The sequence below is a fragment of the Streptomyces sp. WY228 genome, from assembly GCF_019287315.1.
GTDB lineage: Bacteria > Actinomycetota > Actinomycetes > Streptomycetales > Streptomycetaceae > Streptomyces > Streptomyces caviscabies.
This window is the reverse complement of sequence record NZ_CP079114.1, coordinates 2,502,662-2,521,572: the sequence shown is the minus strand read 5'-3', so window position 1 is coordinate 2,521,572 and position 18,911 is coordinate 2,502,662. Positions and strand designations below refer to the sequence as shown.

Here is an 18,911-nt window from a genome sequence, read left to right as displayed (position 1 = left end):
CCGATGAATATCTGTGTAGTCGCGCTCGGCAAGATCGGACTTCCGCTCGCCGTGCAGTTCGCCGCCAAGGGCCACAAGGTCATCGGCGCGGACGTCAACGAGAAGGTCGTCGAACTCGTCAACGCGGCCACCGAGCCGTTCCCCGGTGAGCACGACCTCGACCGTCTGCTCAAGGAGACCGTCGGCGCCGGCCTGCTCTCCGCCACCACGGACACCACGGCCGCGGTCGCCGCGTCCGACGCCGTCGTGGTCGTCGTCCCGCTCTTCGTGGACGCCGAGGGCACCCCCGACTTCGGCTGGATGGATGCCGCCACCAAGGCCATCGCGGCCGGCCTCAAGCCCGGCACCCTGGTCAGCTACGAGACCACGCTGCCCGTCGGCACCACCCGTACCCGCTGGGCGCCGATGCTGGCCGAGGGCTCGGGCCTGACCCCCGGCGAGGACTTCCACCTGGTCTTCTCCCCGGAGCGGGTCCTCACCGGCCGGGTCTTCGCCGACCTGCGCCGCTACCCGAAGCTCGTCGGCGGCATCGACGAGGCGTCCGCCGAGCGCGGCGTCGCCTTCTACGAGGCCGTCCTCGACTTCGACGAGCGCGAGGACCTGCCCCGCCCCAACGGCGTCTGGGACCTCGGCACGGCGGAGGCCTCCGAGCTGGCGAAGCTCGCCGAGACCACCTACCGCGACGTCAACATCGGCCTGGCCAACCAGTTCGCCCGGTTCGCCGACCAGAACGACATCGACGTCAAGAAGGTCATCGAGGCCTGCAACAGCCAGCCCTACAGCCACATCCACCAGCCCGGCATCGCCGTCGGCGGCCACTGCATCCCGATCTACCCCCGGATGTACCTGTGGAACGACCCGGAGGCCACCGTCGTGCGCTCGGCCCGCGAGGCCAACGCCGCGATGCCCGAGTACGCCGTCGACCTGCTGGCCGCCGCCTACGGCGACCTGGACGGCGTCGGCGTCCTGGTGCTGGGCGCGGCCTACCGGGGCGGCGTCAAGGAGACCGCGTTCTCCGGGGTCTTCGGCGTCGTCGAGGCCCTGAAGGCGCGCGGCGCGGTGCCGTTCGTCTCGGACCCGATGTACACCCCCGAGGAACTGACCGCCCTCGGCCTCGTCCCGCACGACGGCCACCAGGCCGTCACCGCGGCGATCCTCCAGGCCGACCACGCCGAGTACCGCGAGCTGTCCGCCGCCGACCTCCCGGACGTCCGCGTCCTGGTCGACGGCCGCCGCACCACGGACCCGGCGAACTGGGCGGGCGTACGCCGCGTCGTCATCGGCGGCTGACGATGACCTGGCTGATCACCGGTGGGGCCGGCTACATCGGGTCCCACGTGGTCGCGGAGATGGCGGGCGAGGAGCGCCTCGTCGTCCTCGACGACCTCAGCACCGGACGGGCGGAACGCCTTCCCGAAGGCGTCCCGCTCGTCGTGGGCTCGGTCCTGGACCGGGAACTCCTCGACCGGGTGCTGGCCGAGCACGCGGTGACCGGCATCGTGCACATCGCGGGCAAGAAGCAGGTCGCGGAGTCCGTCGAACGACCGCTGTACTACTACCGCGAGAACGTCGACGGCCTGCGCACCCTGCTGGAGGCCGCCGCCGCTGCCGGCGTCCGGCGCTTCCTGTTCTCCTCGTCGGCGGCGGTCTACGGCATGCCCGACGTCGACCTGGTCACCGAGAAGACCCCCTGCCTGCCGCTCAGCCCGTACGGCGAGACCAAGCTGGCGGGCGAATGGCTGGTGACCGCGGCCGGCCGGGCACACGGCATGGCCACCGCGTCGCTGCGCTACTTCAACGTCGCCGGAGCAGCTTCGCCGGAACTGGCCGACGAAGGCGTCTTCAACCTCGTCCCGATGGTCTTCGAACGCCTGGAGGCCGACGAGGCCCCCCGGATCTTCGGCGACGACTACCCCACCCCGGACGGCACCTGCGTCCGCGACTACGTCCACGTGGAGGACATCGCCTCCGCCCACGTCGCCGCGGCCCGCCGACTGGCCCGGGACCCGTCTGCCGAACTGGTCCTGAACATCGGCCGGGGCGAGGGCGCCTCCGTCGCCGAGATGGTCGACATCATCCTCGACGTCACCGGCCGCACCGGCCTGCCCCCGGTCGCCGGAGCCCGCCGCCCCGGCGACCCGGCCCGGGTGGTCGCCTCCGTGGACGCCATCGCCGCGGAGCTGGACTGGTCGGCCCGGTACGGCATTCGGACCATGGTCGAGTCGGCCTGGGCGGGGTGGCGGCTGCGGCACCCCGGAGCGCTCGTCTGACCGGCGTCGCACCTGTACGGCGGAGGGCCCGCACCCTGGTGGGTGCGGGCCCTCCGCCGTATCGAGCCGGGGTCAGCCCAGGAACAGGTCGTCGAAGCGCTTCTGGACGACGGACCAGTCCCAGGTCCCCACCGCGTGCGCGGAAGCCTGCTCGCAGGCCTCACGCCAGGACTCCTCGGTCGCCGTGACCTCGAGGATGCGCTTCGCTGCCTCCTCCGGCGAGTCCACGACCCAGCCCTGCGGGTACAGCGTGCGGGCGCTGTGCGGCTTTCCGGCGTAGAACGGCCAGTCGCGGACGACCGGCACCGCCGCGCTGGCGGCCCCTTCCATCAGGCCCACATGGCATCCCTCACGCACCGACGAGCTGAGGATGACCCCGATGTCGGTGAGCGCGGCCGGTACGTCGTCGGTGGCGCCGAGGCGTACGACGGCGCCGGACTCCTCCAGCGGCTTCAGCTCGCGCCGCAGCTGCGTCAGGTAGTCGGCGGTGGCCTTGCTCGTCTTCGGACTCATCTCGTTGCCGACGAGGAGAAGCCGGTAGCGATCGTCCTGCTCGCGCACCCGGTTGAGTACGTCCACGGCCCACCGCGGGTCCTTGGCGACCTGGCTGATCCCGATCAGACCGAGGTTGAAGCGCGCGTCGGCCGACTTGGGACGGAGGAAACCCTTGAGATCCATCGCGTTGTCCAGGACGTGCATCCGAGGTGCTGACGCCTCGCGCAGCTGAGGCACCAGCGACGTCACCAGATCCTTCACGTGCGGGGCCACGAAGACGAGGTCGTCCACCCGCGAGAAGTCGGTCATGTGCGGCCAGCGAGTGAACGCCTCGTAGCTGTGCAGCCGCACGACGATCCTGGTGTCACCGGGATCGATCGTGGTCAGCATGGCGGCCGGGCCCACCGACCAGTCGACGAACACCGTGTCCGCCCAGTCGAGGTGCGGCCGCATCAGCCGTTCCACATCGTCCTGGTACTCCGACGTGCCGTCGGACAGCCGGTCCTCCAGCATCTGGGGCGCGGCCCAGGCGATCTTCTTGAGCGGCTTGTGGGCGGCGAGGTCCAGGAACCGCACCTCGACACCAGGGTGGGCCCCGTACCGGGTGAGGATGTGCTGGAGGAAGTTGGCATTGGTGCTGGTGGTCACCAGCAGCCGGAGCGGCCGGTCGGACGGCGGGCTCTTCGGCGGTGTCTTTCTGCCGCGGGGCCGGGCGACAGCTCGGTAGGCCGCAGACTTCTGGAGCGGCGCGACGAAGCCCTCGGCGTCCTTCGCCAGCGGTGAGCTCAGCTGGTCGATGTGCAGGACGCGGTGGAAGTCGAGGGAGAGCGCCCGGTACAGGGCCACCGATGCCGACGCGTACTCGCCCTTGGCGAACTGGTCGTCGGCGTGGGCGAGGTGCCCGTCGACCGTTTTGCCGAGATCACGAGGGCTGATGCCCTTGGAGACCTCGGTCATGGCGCTCTCGTGGAGCAGCTGGGCCTTGAGCGCGAGGTCGGGGATCTTCTCGGCCGCGGCACTGAGCGCTATGGCCGCACCGCTGATCCGCCCCGCTTCCTCCATGCCCTCGGCCACGTAGCGCGATGCCGAGGCGCGGACGGTCCCCGGCATGCCGGGGACGCTCACGGCCGAACGCCAGAGCCGGGCCCCCACGGTGGAGCGCATGACGGGGCGCGCGGTGGCGGTCCGCATCACCGCGGCGGGAAGCCCGCTGATGGAGCGCCGTACGTCGCGGGCCACGGCACCGACCGGGGGCAGCGTTGTGGGACGGGGAGGCTCGGACGAGATCCGGTCGACGGCCCTGAGCGCCGGAGCGAGACCGAAGTGCGCCTCGGCCGTGGTGTTGTACTGGGCGAGCCGCCAGACGGTGTAGACGGCGGCCGGGTCCAGGGCCACGATCACCTGGGCCGTGCGGGCCTGCTGACGCAGCCAGCGATCTCGCTGCGACTGCATCCACACACGCATGCCCGCCGGGGACTTTCTGGCTTTGCGGCGCATGGCGGAGCTGCGTGTGTTGAGGTTGCGCGGCAGCTGGTGGAGCCCGTCCAGCCCGGCGTCGGTGAGCTCTTCGGCGGTCGAGGTCATCTTGAAGGTGCCGGCGAGGTACACCTTGGCGCCGCGCTCCCGGAACTTCACCAGGGAGTCGGTGAAGAGGCCCAGTGCAGGTCTCTTGCTGGCAATGAACAGGACGTCGGTCACGACGCGGGTCCTCCGGTGACGATCGACTTCTCGGGGAGGGCGGTCGCGCCCTTGACGCCGACGGGCTCGGACGTGTCGGCGGTCAGACGGTCCACCAACTCACGCACCGCCACGGTCATCAGCGACTCCCGTGTGTACTGGTCGGCGTGGGCCATCGCCTCGGCATGGGCCTCGTCGCTCGTGTCGACCGCCAGGTGGGCGGCTCGGATGAACGCGTCGGTCATGGCCTCGACGTCGAGTCCCACCGCTCCCGTCCACAGCGGGTGGCCCCGCAGCACGTTCGACGCGTCGTGCTCCACGACATGGGCGGAGACGATCGGCAGGCCCGTGGCCATGTACTCGTAGACCTTGCCGGAGGTGACGAAGCGGCCTCCGATGAGGATGAGAACCATGGCGTCCCAGCGCGCGTAGATCTCGGCGACTTCGGCCTTGGAGGCGGGTCCGCCGAAATGCACTCCGTCCGCCTCCGCCTCCTTCAGTATCTCGGCGTGCCGCGTGGCTCCGCGGCCCGCGCCGTTGCCGATGTGGCCACGAACCTCGAAACGGGCGTTGGCGAGCAACGGTTCCTTCTCGCGTGCCGCGCGCCATGCGTCCAGCACCGTTTCGAGGTGCGTCGCGGTGAAGTTCACCGTGCCGAGGTAGCCGAAGGTGAGACCGGCATCGAGGTCCGGCTTGTGGGAGTGGCCCGGCGAGCTGTCCGCGTCGTAGCCGTTACGTACGACATGTACGCGGTCGGCGAAGTCCGGGTAGCGGGCGCGGTAGTGCTCCGCGATCGGGTCGTTGACCACCCACAGCGAGACCGCGTGGTCCAGGATCTTCTGCTCCCAGCGACCCAGCTCCGAGTCGCGGGAGAAGGCCTCCGTGCCGTCGATGACGTCGATGGACCAGCCGTCGCGGAAGTCGACGGCGTACGGAACGTGCGCTTCCTCCCACAGCCTCCAGGCTGCGGCCAGGTTCACGTACGGCACACAGCTGGCGACCAGGAGGTCCGCGGGATGCTCCTGGTGGATATCCAGCGCCGCCTGTTCCAGGGTCTCGCGCCACTCACCGAAGCTGGCCTCGGGGAAGGTCTTGGCCTGGCGCTTGCGCAGCTCCGTGACCCATTTGGCGGGGCTGAGAGCCCGCGCCTCGTCGAAGAGACGGATGTCCGTCTCCAGGTCTTCGCGCGAGAGCGGCAGCTCGACGACTTTCACGCGCGGGTCGACCTGCTCCAGCAGGGTGAGGTCGATACCGGAGTCCAGTTCCCATGAATCCTGGGAGATGGTGACGACGGTGACGTCCCAGCCCACGTTGATGAACTGGTTCGCGGTTTCGCGCATGCGGTAGGCACAGCTTTTTGCGGCCGGCGGAAAACCGATGGCGAAATAGATCACATGAGGTCGCGTGCCTTTCGCGGGCAGCCCAGACCTGGGAGACACTGACATAAATGGTGACGCTAGCACGGTGACATATGCCTATTAGCACCAAACGTGGCGCTGCGCATGTCACGCGGACCGGCTGCCCCCTTTCCACTCTTCCATGATCCGGACGACGTTTTCCGCGGCGTGTCCGTCGCCGTACGGCGTACCGGGGTCATTCGTGGGCACAGGGCGGGAGACGGTGGCGGCCCACTGCGCCGGGTCCATCTCGTGCGGGTCGGGTACCAAGACGTTCCAACCGGTGTGGACGGTTTCCACCCACTCGGTCTCGGGACGAATGGTCGTGGTGATCCGCTCCAGGAGGAAGGCTTCCTTCTGGAGGCCTCCCGAGTCGGTGACCACACCCGACGAGGCGAGGACGGCGGCGACGAGACCTGCGTACGGCAGCGGCCGGCCAACGTGGACGGCTCCCCTGGTCAGCTCGATGCCGTGGGCCTCGGCGCGCGCCACGAGGCGAGGGTGGGCAAGCAGGGCGACGGGCACGGGCAGGCCCGCGAGAGCGTCGATGATGGCGGACAGCCGAGCCGGGTCGTCCGTGTTGTCCGGGCGGTGCAGGGTGGCCAACAGGAACGGCTGCGAGGGATCGATACCCTCGGGCAGGGCCGGAGCCGCGTGCTCGCCGGCGCGCACGGCGTCCCGGATGCGGAGACAGATGTCGACCATGACGTCGCCCGCCAACTCCGTGTGCTCGGAGAGTCCTTCGGCCGCGAGGTGACGTACGGCCTCCTCGGTCGGCGCGAGCAGCAGATCGGCGCAGTGGTCGGTCAGCACCCGGTTGTGCTCTTCGGGCATCCGGCGGTTGAAGGACCGCAGACCCGCTTCGAGGTGGGCGACCGGAAGGTGCTGCTTGACCGCCGAAAGAGCCCCGGCGATCGTCGAATTGGTGTCGCCGTAGACCAGGACCCAGTCGGGCTTCTCCGCTTCCAGTACCGGGTCGAGCGCGGAGAGCACCGATCCGGTCTGCACGCCGTGGCTTCCGGAGCCGACGCCTAGGTGCACATCGGGGTCAGGGATGCCGAGACCTTCGAAGAAGACGTCCGAAAGGTCCGCGTCGTAGTGCTGTCCGGTGTGGACGATGACGTGCTGGTGATCGGTCCCGGCGAATGCCGCGGCGACAGCAGCCAGCTTCACCAACTGGGGGCGAGCACCGACGATGCTGATGACTTTCATTGCACGCTCTTCTTCTGAATCGCTTGACGTTGAGATGAGGAATGGGTGTGCGCGCCCGGCTGGTACGCACCGGGCTCCTGCGTCACGGTGTGCACCGCTCGGGAGCGGGCGGACCCGCCTGGGCCTCGACGGCGAAGCAGGCGTTCGAGCGGATGTTCCACGCAATGGTAAGCAATGGCGGCCACTGCCAGGCTCAGCAGCAGCGTGGCGGCCCAGAAGCCGGCCGTCTCGAGCCGGCCCACCGGCTTGCCGTACACGCCGACCAGGGCTCTCAGCACGATCTCGTGGAAGAGGTACCAGGCGAAGGACCACTGCCCGAGCCTGACCATGGCGGGTCCGGCGAGAGTGGTCCGGCGTCCTCCCAGGTCCGCCGCCGCAGCAGCAGCGACCAGTAGCGCGAAGATCGGCGCGGACAGCAGCTGGGACGCGCTGTACGGGCTGTACCAGAGGCTGTCCGGCACGGCGTGGGACCACGGGATCAGCGCCAGGTGCCAGGCCAGGACCGCCAGGACGGCTACCGGCAGGCCGCCCGCCGGGCGCCAGCCCCGTTTCACCGCGAGCCCGGCGGCGACTCCGAGGACGAACTGGAGCGTCCGGGTCGGCGGGAAGTAGTCGAGCGCCCACACCCGCATCAGCGAATCCGTGATCAGGGCGCCGCTCAGCCAGGCGGCCAGCGAAGCCGCGCACACGACGACGGCGACGACGATCCGCCCCCGGGCGCTCCGCATCAGGGGCAAGGCCAGCAGGAGCGGGAAGAGCAGATAGAACCAGGCCTCGTCGCTCAGCGACCAGGCGGCGGGGTTTCCGCCCGAGAGATAGGAGTGATCCGGCACCCAGGCATTCACGAGTCCCAGCGTCGCGGCGGTCCCGCGCAGCGAGAAGTCGGTGCCCAGCGCATGCCAGACGGCTACGGAGGCCACGACCGAAGCGGCCAGCAGCGGCCAGATCCGAGCGAACCGACGCCAGAGGAAGACAACCGCGGGCACGGTCTTGCCGTCATACGTCCACGCCAGCACGAAGCCCGACAGGACGAAGAAGAAGGTGACCCCGCTCCTTCCGTACCAGGTCACGTCACTGATCCACGGAAGCTGGCCGGCCTGCCGGGACAGGTGGTAGAGCACCACGGCCAGCGCTGCCCAGAAGCGCAGCCCGGTGAGCGAGTCAAGCCGCGCGTGCTCGGCGGCCTTCGGTGCGGGGGCCCCCGCCATGAACGTCATCCTCTTCTGCGCGGACATATGAACCACTCGGGCAGGGCCGTCACGTCCGCGACGGTGGAGTACCGATGGTCGGCCATGGCGTCAGACGGTCCGCTCGGTGAGGAGCGCGTCCTTCTCCTCGTACAGGGAACCGCTCTGCGGGCACTCCCACACCCCCGGCTCGCCCTCGCGCTCGACCAGCCGGACGCCGCTGCGGCCGACCCAGCCGATCTGCCGGGCCGGCACGCCGACGACCAGCGCGAAGTCCGGAACATCCTTGGTGACCACGGCGCCGGCCGCGACCATCGCCCACCGGCCGACCCGGACCGGCGCGACGCAGACCGAGCGCGCGCCGAGCGAGGCGCCCTCGGCGACCTTGACGCCGACGGCCTCCCAGTCGCCGCCGCGCTTCTGCTTGCCGTCCGGGTCGACCGAGCGGGGGTTGTGATCGTTGGTGAGGACGACGGCGGGGCCGACGAAGACACCGTCGCCGAGCTCGGCGGGCTCGTAGACGAGGGCGTAGTTCTGCAGCTTCACGTTGTCGCCGATACGCACACCGGTACCGACGTACGCGCCACGGCCGACGACACAGCCCTCGCCGAGCCTGGCTCCCTCACGGATCTGCGCCAGCTCCCAGACACTGGAACCGGCCCCGATCTCGGCGGTCTCGTCGACCTGGGCGGTGGGCTGGACCCTGTAGTTCACGGCATGCCTTTCGGAGAGCTGATGCGCCCGGAAAGCATAAGGGTGTCCTGCCCACCGCCCCGCGTGCGGGACCGGTCGGTCAGACGACGCCGCCCGACCAATGCAGCACTGGTGCCTTGGTGCCGGTGGCCGTGCTGGTGAACGTGAACAGCGAGTCGAGACGCCGACCGTCAGCAGTCTTACTGCCTTCGTAAAGGACGCCAAGATCGTCCTTGCCGTCCTTGTTGTAATCACCCGAGGTCGGCAGGCTCACGTTCCAGTTGAACGAGCCGGTGCTGGCCCAGGTCTGCTTGGGGGCGGCGAAGGCGGTGCCGGTGCTGGTGAAGGTGAAGAGGGTGGAGACGTGCTTGCCGTCCGCTGCCTGGCCGGAGTCATAGAGAACGGCGAGGTCGTCCTTCTTGTCTCCGTTGTAGTCGCCGGAGACGGGCTTGCTCTTGCTCCAGTTGAAGGACCCGGTGCTGGTCCAGGAGGTGGTGGGGTTGTTGAAGGCGGTGCCGTTGCTGGTGAAGGTGAAGGCGAGGGAGACGTGCTTGCCGTCGTTGGCCTGGCCGCCGTTGTAGAAGACGGCGAGGTCGTCCTTACCGTCGCCGTTGAAGTCACCGGAGACGGGCTTGCTCTTGCTCCAGTCGAACGAGCCCGAGCTGGTCCAGGAGGTGGTGGGGTTGTTGAAGGCGGTGCCGTTGCTGGTGAAGGTGAAGGCGAGGGAGACGTATTTGCCGTCGTTGGCCTGGCCGCCGTTGTAGAAGACGGCGAGGTCGTCCTTACCGTCGCCGTTGAAGTCGCCCGAGACGGGCTTGCTCTTGCTCCAGTCGAAGGAACCCGAGCTGGCCCAGGTCTGCTTGGGCGCTGCGAACCCGGCCCCGTTGCTGGTGTACGTGAACACGGTGGTGGCGTACTTGCCGTCTGCGGCCTGGCCGGAGTTGTAGAGGACGGCGAGGTCGTCCTTGCCGTCCCCGTTGTAGTCGCCGGAGGTCAGCTTGCTGGCGGCGCCGCTGAAGGATCCGGTGCTGGCCCAGACCCTCTTGGGCTCCGCGAAGCCGGTGCCGTTGCTGTAGAAGGCGAAGAGCGAGGCCCTGTTCTTGCCGTCGGGGCCGGTGCCGTTGTCGTAGAAGGCGGCGATGTCCTCGCGGCCGTCGCCGTTGAAGTCCCCGGATGCGACCTGCGGGTCCTTCGGCAGTCCGCGGACCTGGGTGACCCAGTCGGTGAGGTCGTCGGTACGGGACTCCACCGCACCGGGGCGGGTCTCGTCGGAGCCGAAGCAGCCGGCCCCCCACGAGGCACTGTGGACGGCGGCGAGCAGGACCGTGCCGTTCTGCTCGCGCAGGGCGGGTCCGCCCGCGTCGCCCTTGCAGATCGCGCCGCCGTCGCGGGTGACGGCCACCGTCGTCGCACCGGTCGCGGTCACGTCGAACGCGCCCGCGTGCAGCCGGTCGGGAACCCAGGACGACGCGGTGCGGCCGTAGCCGACCGCCCGCAGGCTCGCCCGCCACCGGGCGGAGTCCGCGAGCAGGACCGGCGCGATGTCCGTGACCGGCTGGGCCAGCTTGGCCATCACCAGGTCACGGTCGCTGCGCGAAACCAGCTCGGTCACCTCGACGACCTTGCCGCCCGTGCCGGTCAGATCGGTGCGCCCGATCGTCGCGGTGGTCTTCTGCGCCGGGGCGCCGGCGGGCAGCGGGAACGCCGGCTGCCCGGCCGCCGCGAAGCAGCTGCTCGCGGTGAGGATCCACTGGGCGTCGACCAGCGAACCGGTGCAGGCGCGCTTCGTGTCGCCCTCACCGATGTCGAGCTTCGCGGTGAAGGCGTACGTACCGTCGGCGACCGCGTCACCGACGACGGCCTGGGCGGATGAGGAGAGGGCGAGGACGCCCGCCGCCATGGCGGCGAGGGCAGCTATGCCCTGCACACGGCGGAAAGGTTGGATGTTCACACTTTTCCTTGGCAAGTTGAACGGGGGCTGCGAAGCCCGTGGGGTACGGCTGACGAGGTTGGTGCCGCGCTGTGGCAGTGCTGCTTTGCGAGGCGAGAGTTCCGACGAGCTGCGCGCGGGATGGTCAGTTGGACTCGGACCACGTACCACTGCGTGCGCTGCACGGACCACGGAGTGCGATAGCGCTCTGCATGGGAGCATGCGCTCCAAACTAGGCAAACTCGGTCAGGTAGCTGTCATTGCTGGAGGCGGTTGGACCTGGTTGGCACAGCTAGCTGTGTGACCTTCTTGCCGCGAGATTTCAGCCGGTGATGCGGATTTCGACCAGCGCGGAGCGTTTGCCTGTGCTGCTGGCTTCGCCGACCGATGTGAGGTCGTCGGCAGGGGCGTTGACGACGGTGCTCATGCCGTCAGCAGTGAGGGTGGCCTTGACGGGGTGGTCCTGCGTCCAGATGTTGAAGGTATCCGGAAGCTCGAGGGTCAGGTAGCCGGACCTGGCGTCAGTTTTGAAGCAGTAGACGCCCTTTCGGGCTTCGATCGCGATGTTGTTGCCGCCGAAGCAGTCATTGAGCTGGGTCACGTCGGTGAGCCAGATGTGTCCGTCGCCGCGCTTGAGGATGACACCCCTTTCCTGCTGCAACTTTGTCGCGCCTGGGTGGACGAAGTCCTCGACCGTGCCGGGCATTTCGTCTGCCGTGGAAGGGGCCCGCCCTGCATCGGGTGTGTTCTGCGGGAGGGCCAGCGCGCTGGCGCCGAGACCCAGCACGAGAGCAGCTGTCAGGGCGGCGAGGAGGGGCGTTCGGGTAGTGGATATCGACATGGATTCCTCATGAGAGACGGCATGTGAAGCTAATGTGACGCCTAGGTAATCATGCTGATTGCTTTGTGTAAAGCTCATGTAATATCCACGCATGCAGGGCTGGTGGCGTCCGTCGACTGTGCAGGTCGTTGCGACTGACGAGGCGTCAGTGGTGTTGCGCAGCCCGAAGCTTCGCCATCGCAGCCACCCAAGAAAGTGCCAAAAGGTGCAGATGGGCGCACCTCTCCCTCCTTTTGGCTGTTTCCCCTGGCTAGCTGCGATTGATAATCAGAGGACAGTTAAGTGAGTAAATTTTCGCTGTCTCAGCGAATAGGCAAAACGTGCAATTGGTACCGAAGAACGACGCCGCAACCGCGCAGCGCTCGGGCTCTCGGTGCCGCTCTGCTCACCACTACACTCACGGTCACGCTTCTGGGTACATCGACGGCAAACGCGGTCGATGAGGCACAGCCGATCGTGAACCGCAGCCTGGCCGTGGGCTACTGGATGGATGCCGGAGTTGGCCTAAAAGAGGCAGCCGAGAAGGCTCTTCTGGGCACGGACGAGGACATCCGGGCCTTCCTCGCCGAGGCGCCTGCCATCCAGCAGATTGACAATCGAGTAGACGTCTCCCGCGTGGTGAACGCCGCCGGGCCAGCGGTACGGGAGGCAGCGAAGACCGCGCTGCAAGGCACCCCCGACGATGTAGAAGTCTTCTTGACAACAGGCTGGAGGGCTCCGCACGAGCAGGACCTGCGGGTAGAGGCCAGCCGAGTGGTAAATTTCGGCGGTCCCGGCGTCCAAGACGCGGGAAAGGCCGCTCTGCTGGGCACCCCTGAGGACGTCAAACAGTTCCTCGCAGTCGGTCAGTACAAAGCCCAGGAGACGGACGAGCGCATCGAGGTCTCAAAGCTTTACAACTCCGGTGGCGCGAATGTGAAGGCCGCCGCCAAGCTGGCTCTCCGCGGCACCCCGGACGACATCGTGGAGTTCCTGGACGTCGGGCAGTTCGTCGCACGGAACCGCGACCAGGAGCATGCCACGATTGCGCAGCTGACTCAGCAGGCGGAGAAGGCTGGCAAGCAGGCCGAGCAGGCTAAGGAGAAAGCCGAGGAAGCCAAGGACAAGGCCGTAGCGGCTGCAGAGCTCGCCGAGGCAGCTGCAGACCTGGCCGCCAAGGAGACTGAGGCCGCGAAGGAAGACGCCCACCTCGCGACGGTGAAGGCCAAACAGGCGGCAGAAGCGGCTCGTGCGGCAGCAGCCGCCGCGCAACAGGCGATCAGTGCTGCGAATGCGGCCAACGTGGCTGCGCGCAGGGCGTCCCTTGCGGCAGCGCAGACCGCGAATGCGGCAGCTGCGGCTGCTGAAGCTGCCGGCCTGGCGTCAAACGCGGCGTACGCCGCAAGCCAGGACAAGGGCAAAGCCCAGGCAGCCCGTAACATGGCTGCGCAGGCACGACAGGCAGGCGAGCTGGCGAGGAAGTCCGGTAAGGCGGCCGAGGAGGCCGGCAAGGCCTCCCTGGCCGCTGCTGATGCGGTTTTCGCCTCCCGCAGCGCGATCACCAACGCTGGCAAGGCTGCTGACGCGGCCGATGCGGCTGCGAACTCCGCAATCGCGGCGGGAGGCTCCGCGACAGAGGCGCGGGCGGCCGCAGCGGAGACCCATCGGCACGCAAAGGAAGCCAATCGCGCTGCAACTTCGGCTGAGAAGCTGGCCCGCAGGTCGGCCTCGGCTGCCGGAGAGGCCAGGGACGCAGCCAACTCGGCCGCCACGCACGCAGACAACGCCGCAGACGCCGCAGAGAATGCGGCCGAACATGCTGGTGAGGCATCCGACCAGGCAGCTGAGGCGAAAAAGCAGGCTGCTGCCGCGAAGACGGCTGCCGACAGCGCCAGTAAATCGGTGGTGACAGCGCAGAAGACCTTCGACCTCGCCCGCGAAACGGAGTCCGAGGATCTCACCACCCGCACCAACGCCGGCGTCGAAGCGGCGCTGACGCGTAGATCCACCACCGACGCTTTCACCGTCGAAATCGCGAAGTCCGTGGTTGAGGGCCAATCCATCGTGGACGACACAGAGGCACTGGCTGCCGATGCGGACAAGCCAGGTGCCGACCAGGCCGCTATCGCCATGAAGGGGCGCGCCGTAGCGCTGCGCGCATTGGAGTACTTCGGCTCCTGGCGTCAGGATGCTGCTGCCCTGGCACTGTCCGGCACCGACGCCGACGTGATCGTCTATTTGAAGACGGGCTGGAGCAAGGCAGTTGCGGACGAGAACCGCCAGCAAGTCGCGCATCTCGTCTCCTCCAGTCCCTATGAGGCTGTGCGCGCTGCCGCAGCCGAGGCACTCAAGGGCACCGATCAGCAGATCCTCAGCTTCTACACCACGGGCCAGTACCAGGCGGCCAACGCTGACTACCGGATTGCGGTGTCCAGGCTCTTCAACGACGGCGGTCCCGGCGTGAGGGAAGCGGCGAGAAAGGCTTTGGAAGACGGCAGCCCACAGGCGCTGGTCGGATTCCTCAACAATGGCCAGTACGCTGCCCGCCAGGCCGACGAGCGGGTGATAGCGAGCAAGCTTTACAACGACGGCGGCCCTGAGGTGACGTCCGCAGCCAAGGTCGCTCTGGCCGGATCCGCCAACGAGGTACAAACTTTCGTTCAGACCGGCCAGTACATGGCGGATCGCAAGGACCAGCTCGCCAACAACCACATCGCACAGGTGCAGCGCCTGCTCGCCGAAGGCAAGAAGATCGCGGCCACCGCCCGCAGGAACAGCTACCTCGCCGCCCAGGCAGCTGCCGAAGCCGCCGGTGCTGCGGCCGATGCCGAGAAAGCCAAGAACGACGCTGCACAAAGCGCCACGGAAGCTGCTGGCTACGCGAACGACGCAGACGAGGCCGCAGACCGAGCCGAAACCAGCGCTGCGCAGGCCAAGGCATCGGCCAGCACCGCGCGCGCCGCCGCCAACCGCGCTGACCGGGACGCTGCAGCAGCCGAGGAATCCGCAGCACAGGCTGAGTTCTCAGCCGACTACGCGCGCACCTCGGCATATGAAGCGAAGGTTTCAAGCGATCAGGCGCATGCCGATGCGATCGCCGCAGGCAAGAGCTCTGCAGAGGCGGCGAAGGAGTCATCCGCAGCATGGGCTGACGTCGTCAAGAAGCGAGAGGCAGAAGAAGCCCGAGCACGCCGTCTCGCCGAGGAGCGGCGTAAGAAGCAGCAGGAGGAAGAAGAGAAGCGGCCGCGCTGCTATCTCCACCCGACCAGGGATCACCTTCCGCCCTGCGCCTTGAACGGCGGGAAGCTCGATCATCCTCCTATCGACCCGGTGCTCAAGGAGTTCGCCTGGGAGGTCCTTGGCCTCAACGATGCCAAGGAATGCGTCAAAAACCCAGGTCTGGGTAAATGCGCTCTCGCTGCCATGTCAGTTCTCCCCCTGGGCAAAGTAAAATTGCTCAAGAAGGCTGTGGAAGGCGTGGAGGGCGCCATAGACAGCAGTAGAGCCGCACGTATGGTCCAGAAGTGCACACAATGTTTTCTCGCTGGCACCAAGGTCCTCATGGCTGACCGGTCTGCGAAGAACATCGAGTCCATTCAGGTCAATGACCACGTGCTCGCAACCGACCCGGTCAGCGGAACGACTGGACCGCGCCGGGTCACGGAACTGATAGTCACTGCGGACGACAAGTACTTCAGCGAACTCATCCTCACCACACCACGCGGCGAAGAGAGGGTGACAGCCACCGAAGAGCACCCGTTCTGGTCCGAATCAGATAGCAAGTGGGTCGAGGCGGCCGACATCGAAGTCGGTATGAAACTGCGCACTGACGACGGCGACACCGTCACCGTCCGGGCCACCCGGTTCTTCTACCAGCACGCCCGCACCTATAACTTCACCGTCGAAGACCTGCACTCCTACTATGTACTCGCGGGAAACACTCCCATCCTGGTTCACAACAGCCGATGCCTCATCAGCGACGTCGTTGGGCCCCAGGGCGAGAAGCTGTGGCTCCCGAAGGGGCGCAAAGCGGCTGCCCAGGCCAACAACAGGAAGGGCTGGGTTTTCCAGATCAAGGAATCCGAGGCCAAAGCAAACGGACTCCACAAGAGCATCCAGTACGTACGCGTAATGGATCCAGTCACCACTGGACCCCACCCGTATCCCAACGGATACATCACCTACATCAACACCGGCGGCCAGTTCGTCAACCCGGTAACGGGGAAGACCGTCGATAAATCCGACCAGTATTGGCACATACCGATCCCATGATCAGCATCGAAGAAATCTTCACACGCCAAGATCCCTACAAGTCGGCAGGGCCCATCGACTGTGATCCGTTCACGGAGGACGAGGCGCTGTTCGACACACAGCTGCTCGACTGCAGGGTGTGCCCGACGACGAATCGCGCGGCACTGCTCCTGGAGATGCGTACCGCAGAATGGTTCCCGAAGGGAAATGCGGCCATCCTCGTCGTCCATGGTCTGCAGTCGTTCCGCTGGGCCAGCACTTCGACGGACAGGCCTCTGATGGCCTTTTCTGTGCAGGAATGCAAGTCGTCCGTAGTTGCTGGCAGAGTTCAGCTGGATCTGGGATTCTTCCCAGATGGAGACCTCTCCGTCACAGGATATCGCGCCGACTTCTACCTTCTGGAAGTCCCAAATATCCCTCAGGCGCCACCGAACTATACTGAAAGGAATCTCGACCAGGTTAAAAACGGGCTACCGTGGTGGAATTCGCCCTGTACGGTGCTGCAGTCGTCCACCAGCAACACGTGACAAAGGTCTCTTAGTCGTAGCGGCTCGCCGATCTTCACCAGCGCGGCGAGCCGCTTCATCGGCAGTATGCAGTTTCCTTGACTCGGCAACTATGCTCCAAACGGGACCCAGTGGCGACGCCTCGCGGCAGGCCGACAAGCCGTGTTCGCCCTGGCCCGCCTCTGTCGCTGGCGGAGGCGTTCGTGCTGCTGGACGGCACTTCGCTGCTGGTCGACCGGATCGCCGCCGACATCCTGAGTTGCTCGGACCAGCGCAAGCGTCACGGCGGGAACACCCAGGACGTCACCGCCCGTTCGGTCTCACTGAGCTCTTTCAGCGTGGCCACCGATCGGGTGACGGCGGCGAGCCCGAGGTGAGGGCCGCAACGCACAAGGCTCCCGTGCCGTTGGGGGAGGTGTTCGAAGTCTCAACCCACCGGCACAGGAGCCTCGTTGGTTCCCCATCCTGCCGCACTCGACCTCCCGCATACCCTGGTCGAGTGGGTCACCATGCTCATCGTCACCCGCGAGGGTGACCGCAGGTGCAAGCTCCCGCCCCACCAGCGTGCGCTCGTCGCTCTGGTGTACCTGCGCCGCCACGACACACTCACCCGGATCGCGGCCGGCTTCGGGATATCCGTCGGCACCGCCCACGCATACGTCACCGCCGTCACCGGCCTGCTCGCCGACCGGGCGCCGGGCCTGCTCAAGACTCTGCGCGAGCACGACCCGGACTTCGTCCTCCTGGACGGGACCCTCGCCGAGTGCGACCGCGTCGGCGACAGCCGGGCCGACTACTCGGCCAAGCACCGCCGGCACGGCGTGAACGTCCAGGTCGTCACCGACCCCGCCGGCGAGATCCTGTGGATCTCGCCCGCGCTGCCCGGCCGCACCCACGATCTGACCGCGGCCCGCACCCATCGCATCATCCAGACCTGCGAGCGTCAGGGCGTCCCGGTCCTCGCCGACCGCGCATACCAGGGCGCCGGCCCCTGGGTCACCACCGGACTCAAACGACCACCCCACGGCGAACTGACCCTCACCCAGCGCACCGTTAACCGGGCTCTGGCCGCAGCCCGGGCACCAGTTGAACGCGGCATGGCACGGCTGAAGTCCTGGCAGATCTTCCGCAGATCCCGCATCAGCCCCAACCGCATGACCGTCATCACCAAAGCCGTCCTCACCCTGGAGAGGCAACGCTGAAAACGCTCACTGCCGCGAGGGACCCGCGGGATCATCGGCGCGCTCGCCGATGTGGGGCCGAAGTGCTGGCAGGTAGGGTCTGCCGGGGCGGCGGCATCAGGTGCGCGTGCCGTGTGAGACCGCCTGCTCAAGCGATAAAAGAGAAGTTACAACGGCAGCGGCGCGAAGATCTGCTGTGTCGCCGGGCAGGCCATGGTCATCCTCAAGGGCTGGTGTCCTGGTCCGAAAAGCTGTACTGCAGCACCGGCCGCACCCCGCCATGGCGTTCATGAAGCGGAATAGGGAACTTCCCGAACAGTTGGAGCGATTCGGTCGGGCTGCTCGGGAGGTCAGACAGCCATGGGCCGCTCGACCCGGTTTGACCCCCACACCCCCGCCCCGTAACCTTGACCCTCGGTGTGTTTCCTTAACGCGCCTACCCCTGAGCACATCCCTCCCGGTAACGGTCGGTGTTCGCGCCGTCCGCCAGGAGAGGCCGCTCATCCTTCCGGATCGTCCCGGGCCCCGGCCCGTGCGAGCGGCTGGCATCAGGGGATCCGTTCCGAGCGAGAGAGAGATCCGCGTGTACGCCATCGTGCGCAGCGGTGGTCGCCAGCACAAGGTAGCTGTCGGCGACATCGTTGAGGTTGACAAGATTTCCACTGCCAAGGTTGGCGACACGGTCGAGCTCTCGACCCTGCTCGTTGTCGACGGTGACGCGGTCACCAGCGACCCGTGGGTGCTCGACGGCATCAAGGTCACGGCCGAGGTCGTGGACCACCACAAGGGCGCGAAGATCGACATCCTTCGCTACAAGAACAAGACCGGCTACCGCCGTCGCCAGGGTCACCGCCAGCAGTACACGGCGATCAAGGTCACCGGTATCCCCGCGGCTGCGAAGTAAGGGACTGAGAACACATGGCACACAAGAAGGGCGCATCGTCCACTCGGAACGGGCGCGATTCCAATGCTCAGCGGCTCGGCGTGAAGCGCTTCGGCGGTCAGGCCGTCAACGCCGGTGAGATCCTGGTCCGCCAGCGTGGCACCCACTTCCACCCGGGCACGGGCGTCGGCCGTGGCGGCGACGACACGCTGTTCGCGCTGACCGCCGGTGCGGTGGAGTTCGGCACGCACCGTGGCCGCAAGGTCGTGAACATCGTTCCGCTCGCCGTCTGATCCATTCGACGCGCGCGTAACGGCACACAGCACCTTCCGAGGGCGGATCTCAGCTTTCCCGGCGAACGGGGAAGCGGGTCCGCCCTCGGCGTGTTACGACAGAGACAATTCCGCAT

15 protein-coding genes are annotated in these 18,911 nt (G+C 67.3%); 8 read left to right on the top strand and 7 right to left on the bottom strand.

The annotated features are described in order from the left end of the window. Nucleotides 1-3 precede the first annotated feature (3 nt). Nucleotides 4-1,290 carry a nucleotide sugar dehydrogenase gene (locus KV381_RS10930; protein WP_030625989.1) on the top strand — a complete coding sequence of 429 codons (1,287 nt, stop codon included), beginning with the start codon at nucleotides 4-6 and terminating at the stop codon, nucleotides 1,288-1,290. 2 nt (nucleotides 1,291-1,292) lie between these two features. Continuing rightward, nucleotides 1,293-2,270 carry a UDP-glucose 4-epimerase GalE gene (gene galE, locus KV381_RS10925; RefSeq protein WP_218785127.1) on the top strand — a complete coding sequence of 326 codons (978 nt, stop codon included), beginning with the start codon at nucleotides 1,293-1,295 and terminating at the stop codon, nucleotides 2,268-2,270. Nucleotides 2,271-2,342: 72 nt separating this feature from the next. On the opposite strand, the gene KV381_RS10920 is transcribed toward galE, so the two are convergent. The 7 genes from KV381_RS10920 to KV381_RS10890 form a co-directional block, all read right to left on the bottom strand. Then, nucleotides 2,343-4,463, bottom strand: coding sequence for a glycosyltransferase (locus KV381_RS10920; protein WP_218785126.1), 2,121 nt, complete (start codon nucleotides 4,461-4,463; stop codon nucleotides 2,343-2,345). After that, entirely contained in the window at nucleotides 4,460-5,782 is a 1,323-nt protein-coding gene (locus KV381_RS10915; protein WP_230543976.1) for a glycosyltransferase, read from the bottom strand. The genes KV381_RS10920 and KV381_RS10915 overlap by 4 nt, the downstream gene beginning before the upstream one ends. A gap of 165 nt (nucleotides 5,783-5,947) precedes the next feature. Further along, on the bottom strand, nucleotides 5,948-7,051 hold the full coding sequence (gene wecB, locus KV381_RS10910) for a non-hydrolyzing UDP-N-acetylglucosamine 2-epimerase (protein ID WP_218785125.1): 1,104 nt from the start codon (nucleotides 7,049-7,051) through the stop codon (nucleotides 5,948-5,950). Next, entirely contained in the window at nucleotides 7,048-8,286 is a 1,239-nt protein-coding gene (locus KV381_RS10905; RefSeq protein ID WP_230543975.1) for an acyltransferase, read from the bottom strand. The genes wecB and KV381_RS10905 overlap by 4 nt, the downstream gene beginning before the upstream one ends. A gap of 63 nt (nucleotides 8,287-8,349) precedes the next feature. Continuing rightward, nucleotides 8,350-8,952 (bottom strand): acyltransferase, encoded by a 603-nt coding sequence (locus KV381_RS10900; RefSeq protein ID WP_193464481.1) that lies wholly within the window; start codon nucleotides 8,950-8,952, stop codon nucleotides 8,350-8,352. A 79-nt stretch (nucleotides 8,953-9,031) separates the two neighbouring features. Further along, on the bottom strand, nucleotides 9,032-10,882 hold the full coding sequence (locus KV381_RS10895; protein ID WP_218785124.1) for an FG-GAP-like repeat-containing protein: 1,851 nt from the start codon (nucleotides 10,880-10,882) through the stop codon (nucleotides 9,032-9,034). Nucleotides 10,883-11,183: 301 nt separating this feature from the next. Further along, nucleotides 11,184-11,702, bottom strand: a complete 519-nt coding sequence (locus KV381_RS10890; protein ID WP_256995042.1) for a hypothetical protein — start codon at nucleotides 11,700-11,702, stop codon at nucleotides 11,184-11,186. A gap of 456 nt (nucleotides 11,703-12,158) precedes the next feature. On the opposite strand from KV381_RS10890, the gene KV381_RS10885 reads away from it, so the two are divergent. The 6 genes from KV381_RS10885 (at nucleotide 12,159) to rpmA (ending at nucleotide 18,795) form a co-directional block, all read left to right on the top strand. Then, a complete protein-coding gene (locus KV381_RS10885; RefSeq protein ID WP_218785123.1) occupies nucleotides 12,159-15,953 on the top strand; it encodes a polymorphic toxin-type HINT domain-containing protein in 3,795 nt (1,264 codons plus the stop codon). After that, complete coding sequence (locus KV381_RS10880; RefSeq protein ID WP_218785122.1) at nucleotides 15,950-16,459, top strand: hypothetical protein; 510 nt, start codon at nucleotides 15,950-15,952, stop codon at nucleotides 16,457-16,459. Before KV381_RS10885 ends, KV381_RS10880 begins: the two co-directional genes overlap by 4 nt. A 182-nt stretch (nucleotides 16,460-16,641) precedes the next feature. After that, nucleotides 16,642-16,815: a hypothetical protein gene (locus KV381_RS37045; protein ID WP_218785121.1), complete on the top strand. Its 174-nt coding sequence runs from the start codon at nucleotides 16,642-16,644 to the stop codon at nucleotides 16,813-16,815. A 75-nt stretch (nucleotides 16,816-16,890) separates the two neighbouring features. Next, nucleotides 16,891-17,640, top strand: a complete 750-nt coding sequence (locus KV381_RS10870; RefSeq protein ID WP_030084845.1) for an IS5/IS1182 family transposase — start codon at nucleotides 16,891-16,893, stop codon at nucleotides 17,638-17,640. A 562-nt stretch (nucleotides 17,641-18,202) separates the two neighbouring features. Further along, nucleotides 18,203-18,523 carry a 50S ribosomal protein L21 gene (rplU, locus tag KV381_RS10865; RefSeq protein ID WP_018487143.1) on the top strand — a complete coding sequence of 107 codons (321 nt, stop codon included), beginning with the start codon at nucleotides 18,203-18,205 and terminating at the stop codon, nucleotides 18,521-18,523. Between the two features lie 14 nt (nucleotides 18,524-18,537). Continuing rightward, the gene (gene rpmA, locus KV381_RS10860; RefSeq protein ID WP_015608479.1) at nucleotides 18,538-18,795 is read left to right on the top strand and encodes a 50S ribosomal protein L27; all 258 of its coding nucleotides are present in this window, start codon (nucleotides 18,538-18,540) and stop codon (nucleotides 18,793-18,795) included. Nucleotides 18,796-18,911: the final 116 nt, after the last annotated feature.

Excerpts from the sequence above, each read along its gene's own strand:
- KV381_RS10890 (WP_256995042.1), bottom strand. The coding sequence starts at position 11,702 with ATGTCGATATCCACTACCCGAACGCCCCTCCTCGCCGCCCTGACAGCT.
- KV381_RS10905 (WP_230543975.1), bottom strand. The coding sequence starts at position 8,286 with ATGTCCGCGCAGAAGAGGATGACGTTCATGGCGGGGGCCCCCGCACCG.
- KV381_RS10930 (WP_030625989.1), top strand. The coding sequence starts at position 4 with ATGAATATCTGTGTAGTCGCGCTCGGCAAGATCGGACTTCCGCTCGCC.
- rpmA (WP_015608479.1), top strand. The coding sequence starts at position 18,538 with ATGGCACACAAGAAGGGCGCATCGTCCACTCGGAACGGGCGCGATTCC.
- KV381_RS10915 (WP_230543976.1), bottom strand. The coding sequence starts at position 5,782 with ATGCGCGAAACCGCGAACCAGTTCATCAACGTGGGCTGGGACGTCACC.
- KV381_RS10880 (WP_218785122.1), top strand. The coding sequence starts at position 15,950 with ATGATCAGCATCGAAGAAATCTTCACACGCCAAGATCCCTACAAGTCG.
- galE (WP_218785127.1), top strand. The coding sequence starts at position 1,293 with ATGACCTGGCTGATCACCGGTGGGGCCGGCTACATCGGGTCCCACGTG.
- wecB (WP_218785125.1), bottom strand. The coding sequence starts at position 7,051 with ATGAAAGTCATCAGCATCGTCGGTGCTCGCCCCCAGTTGGTGAAGCTG.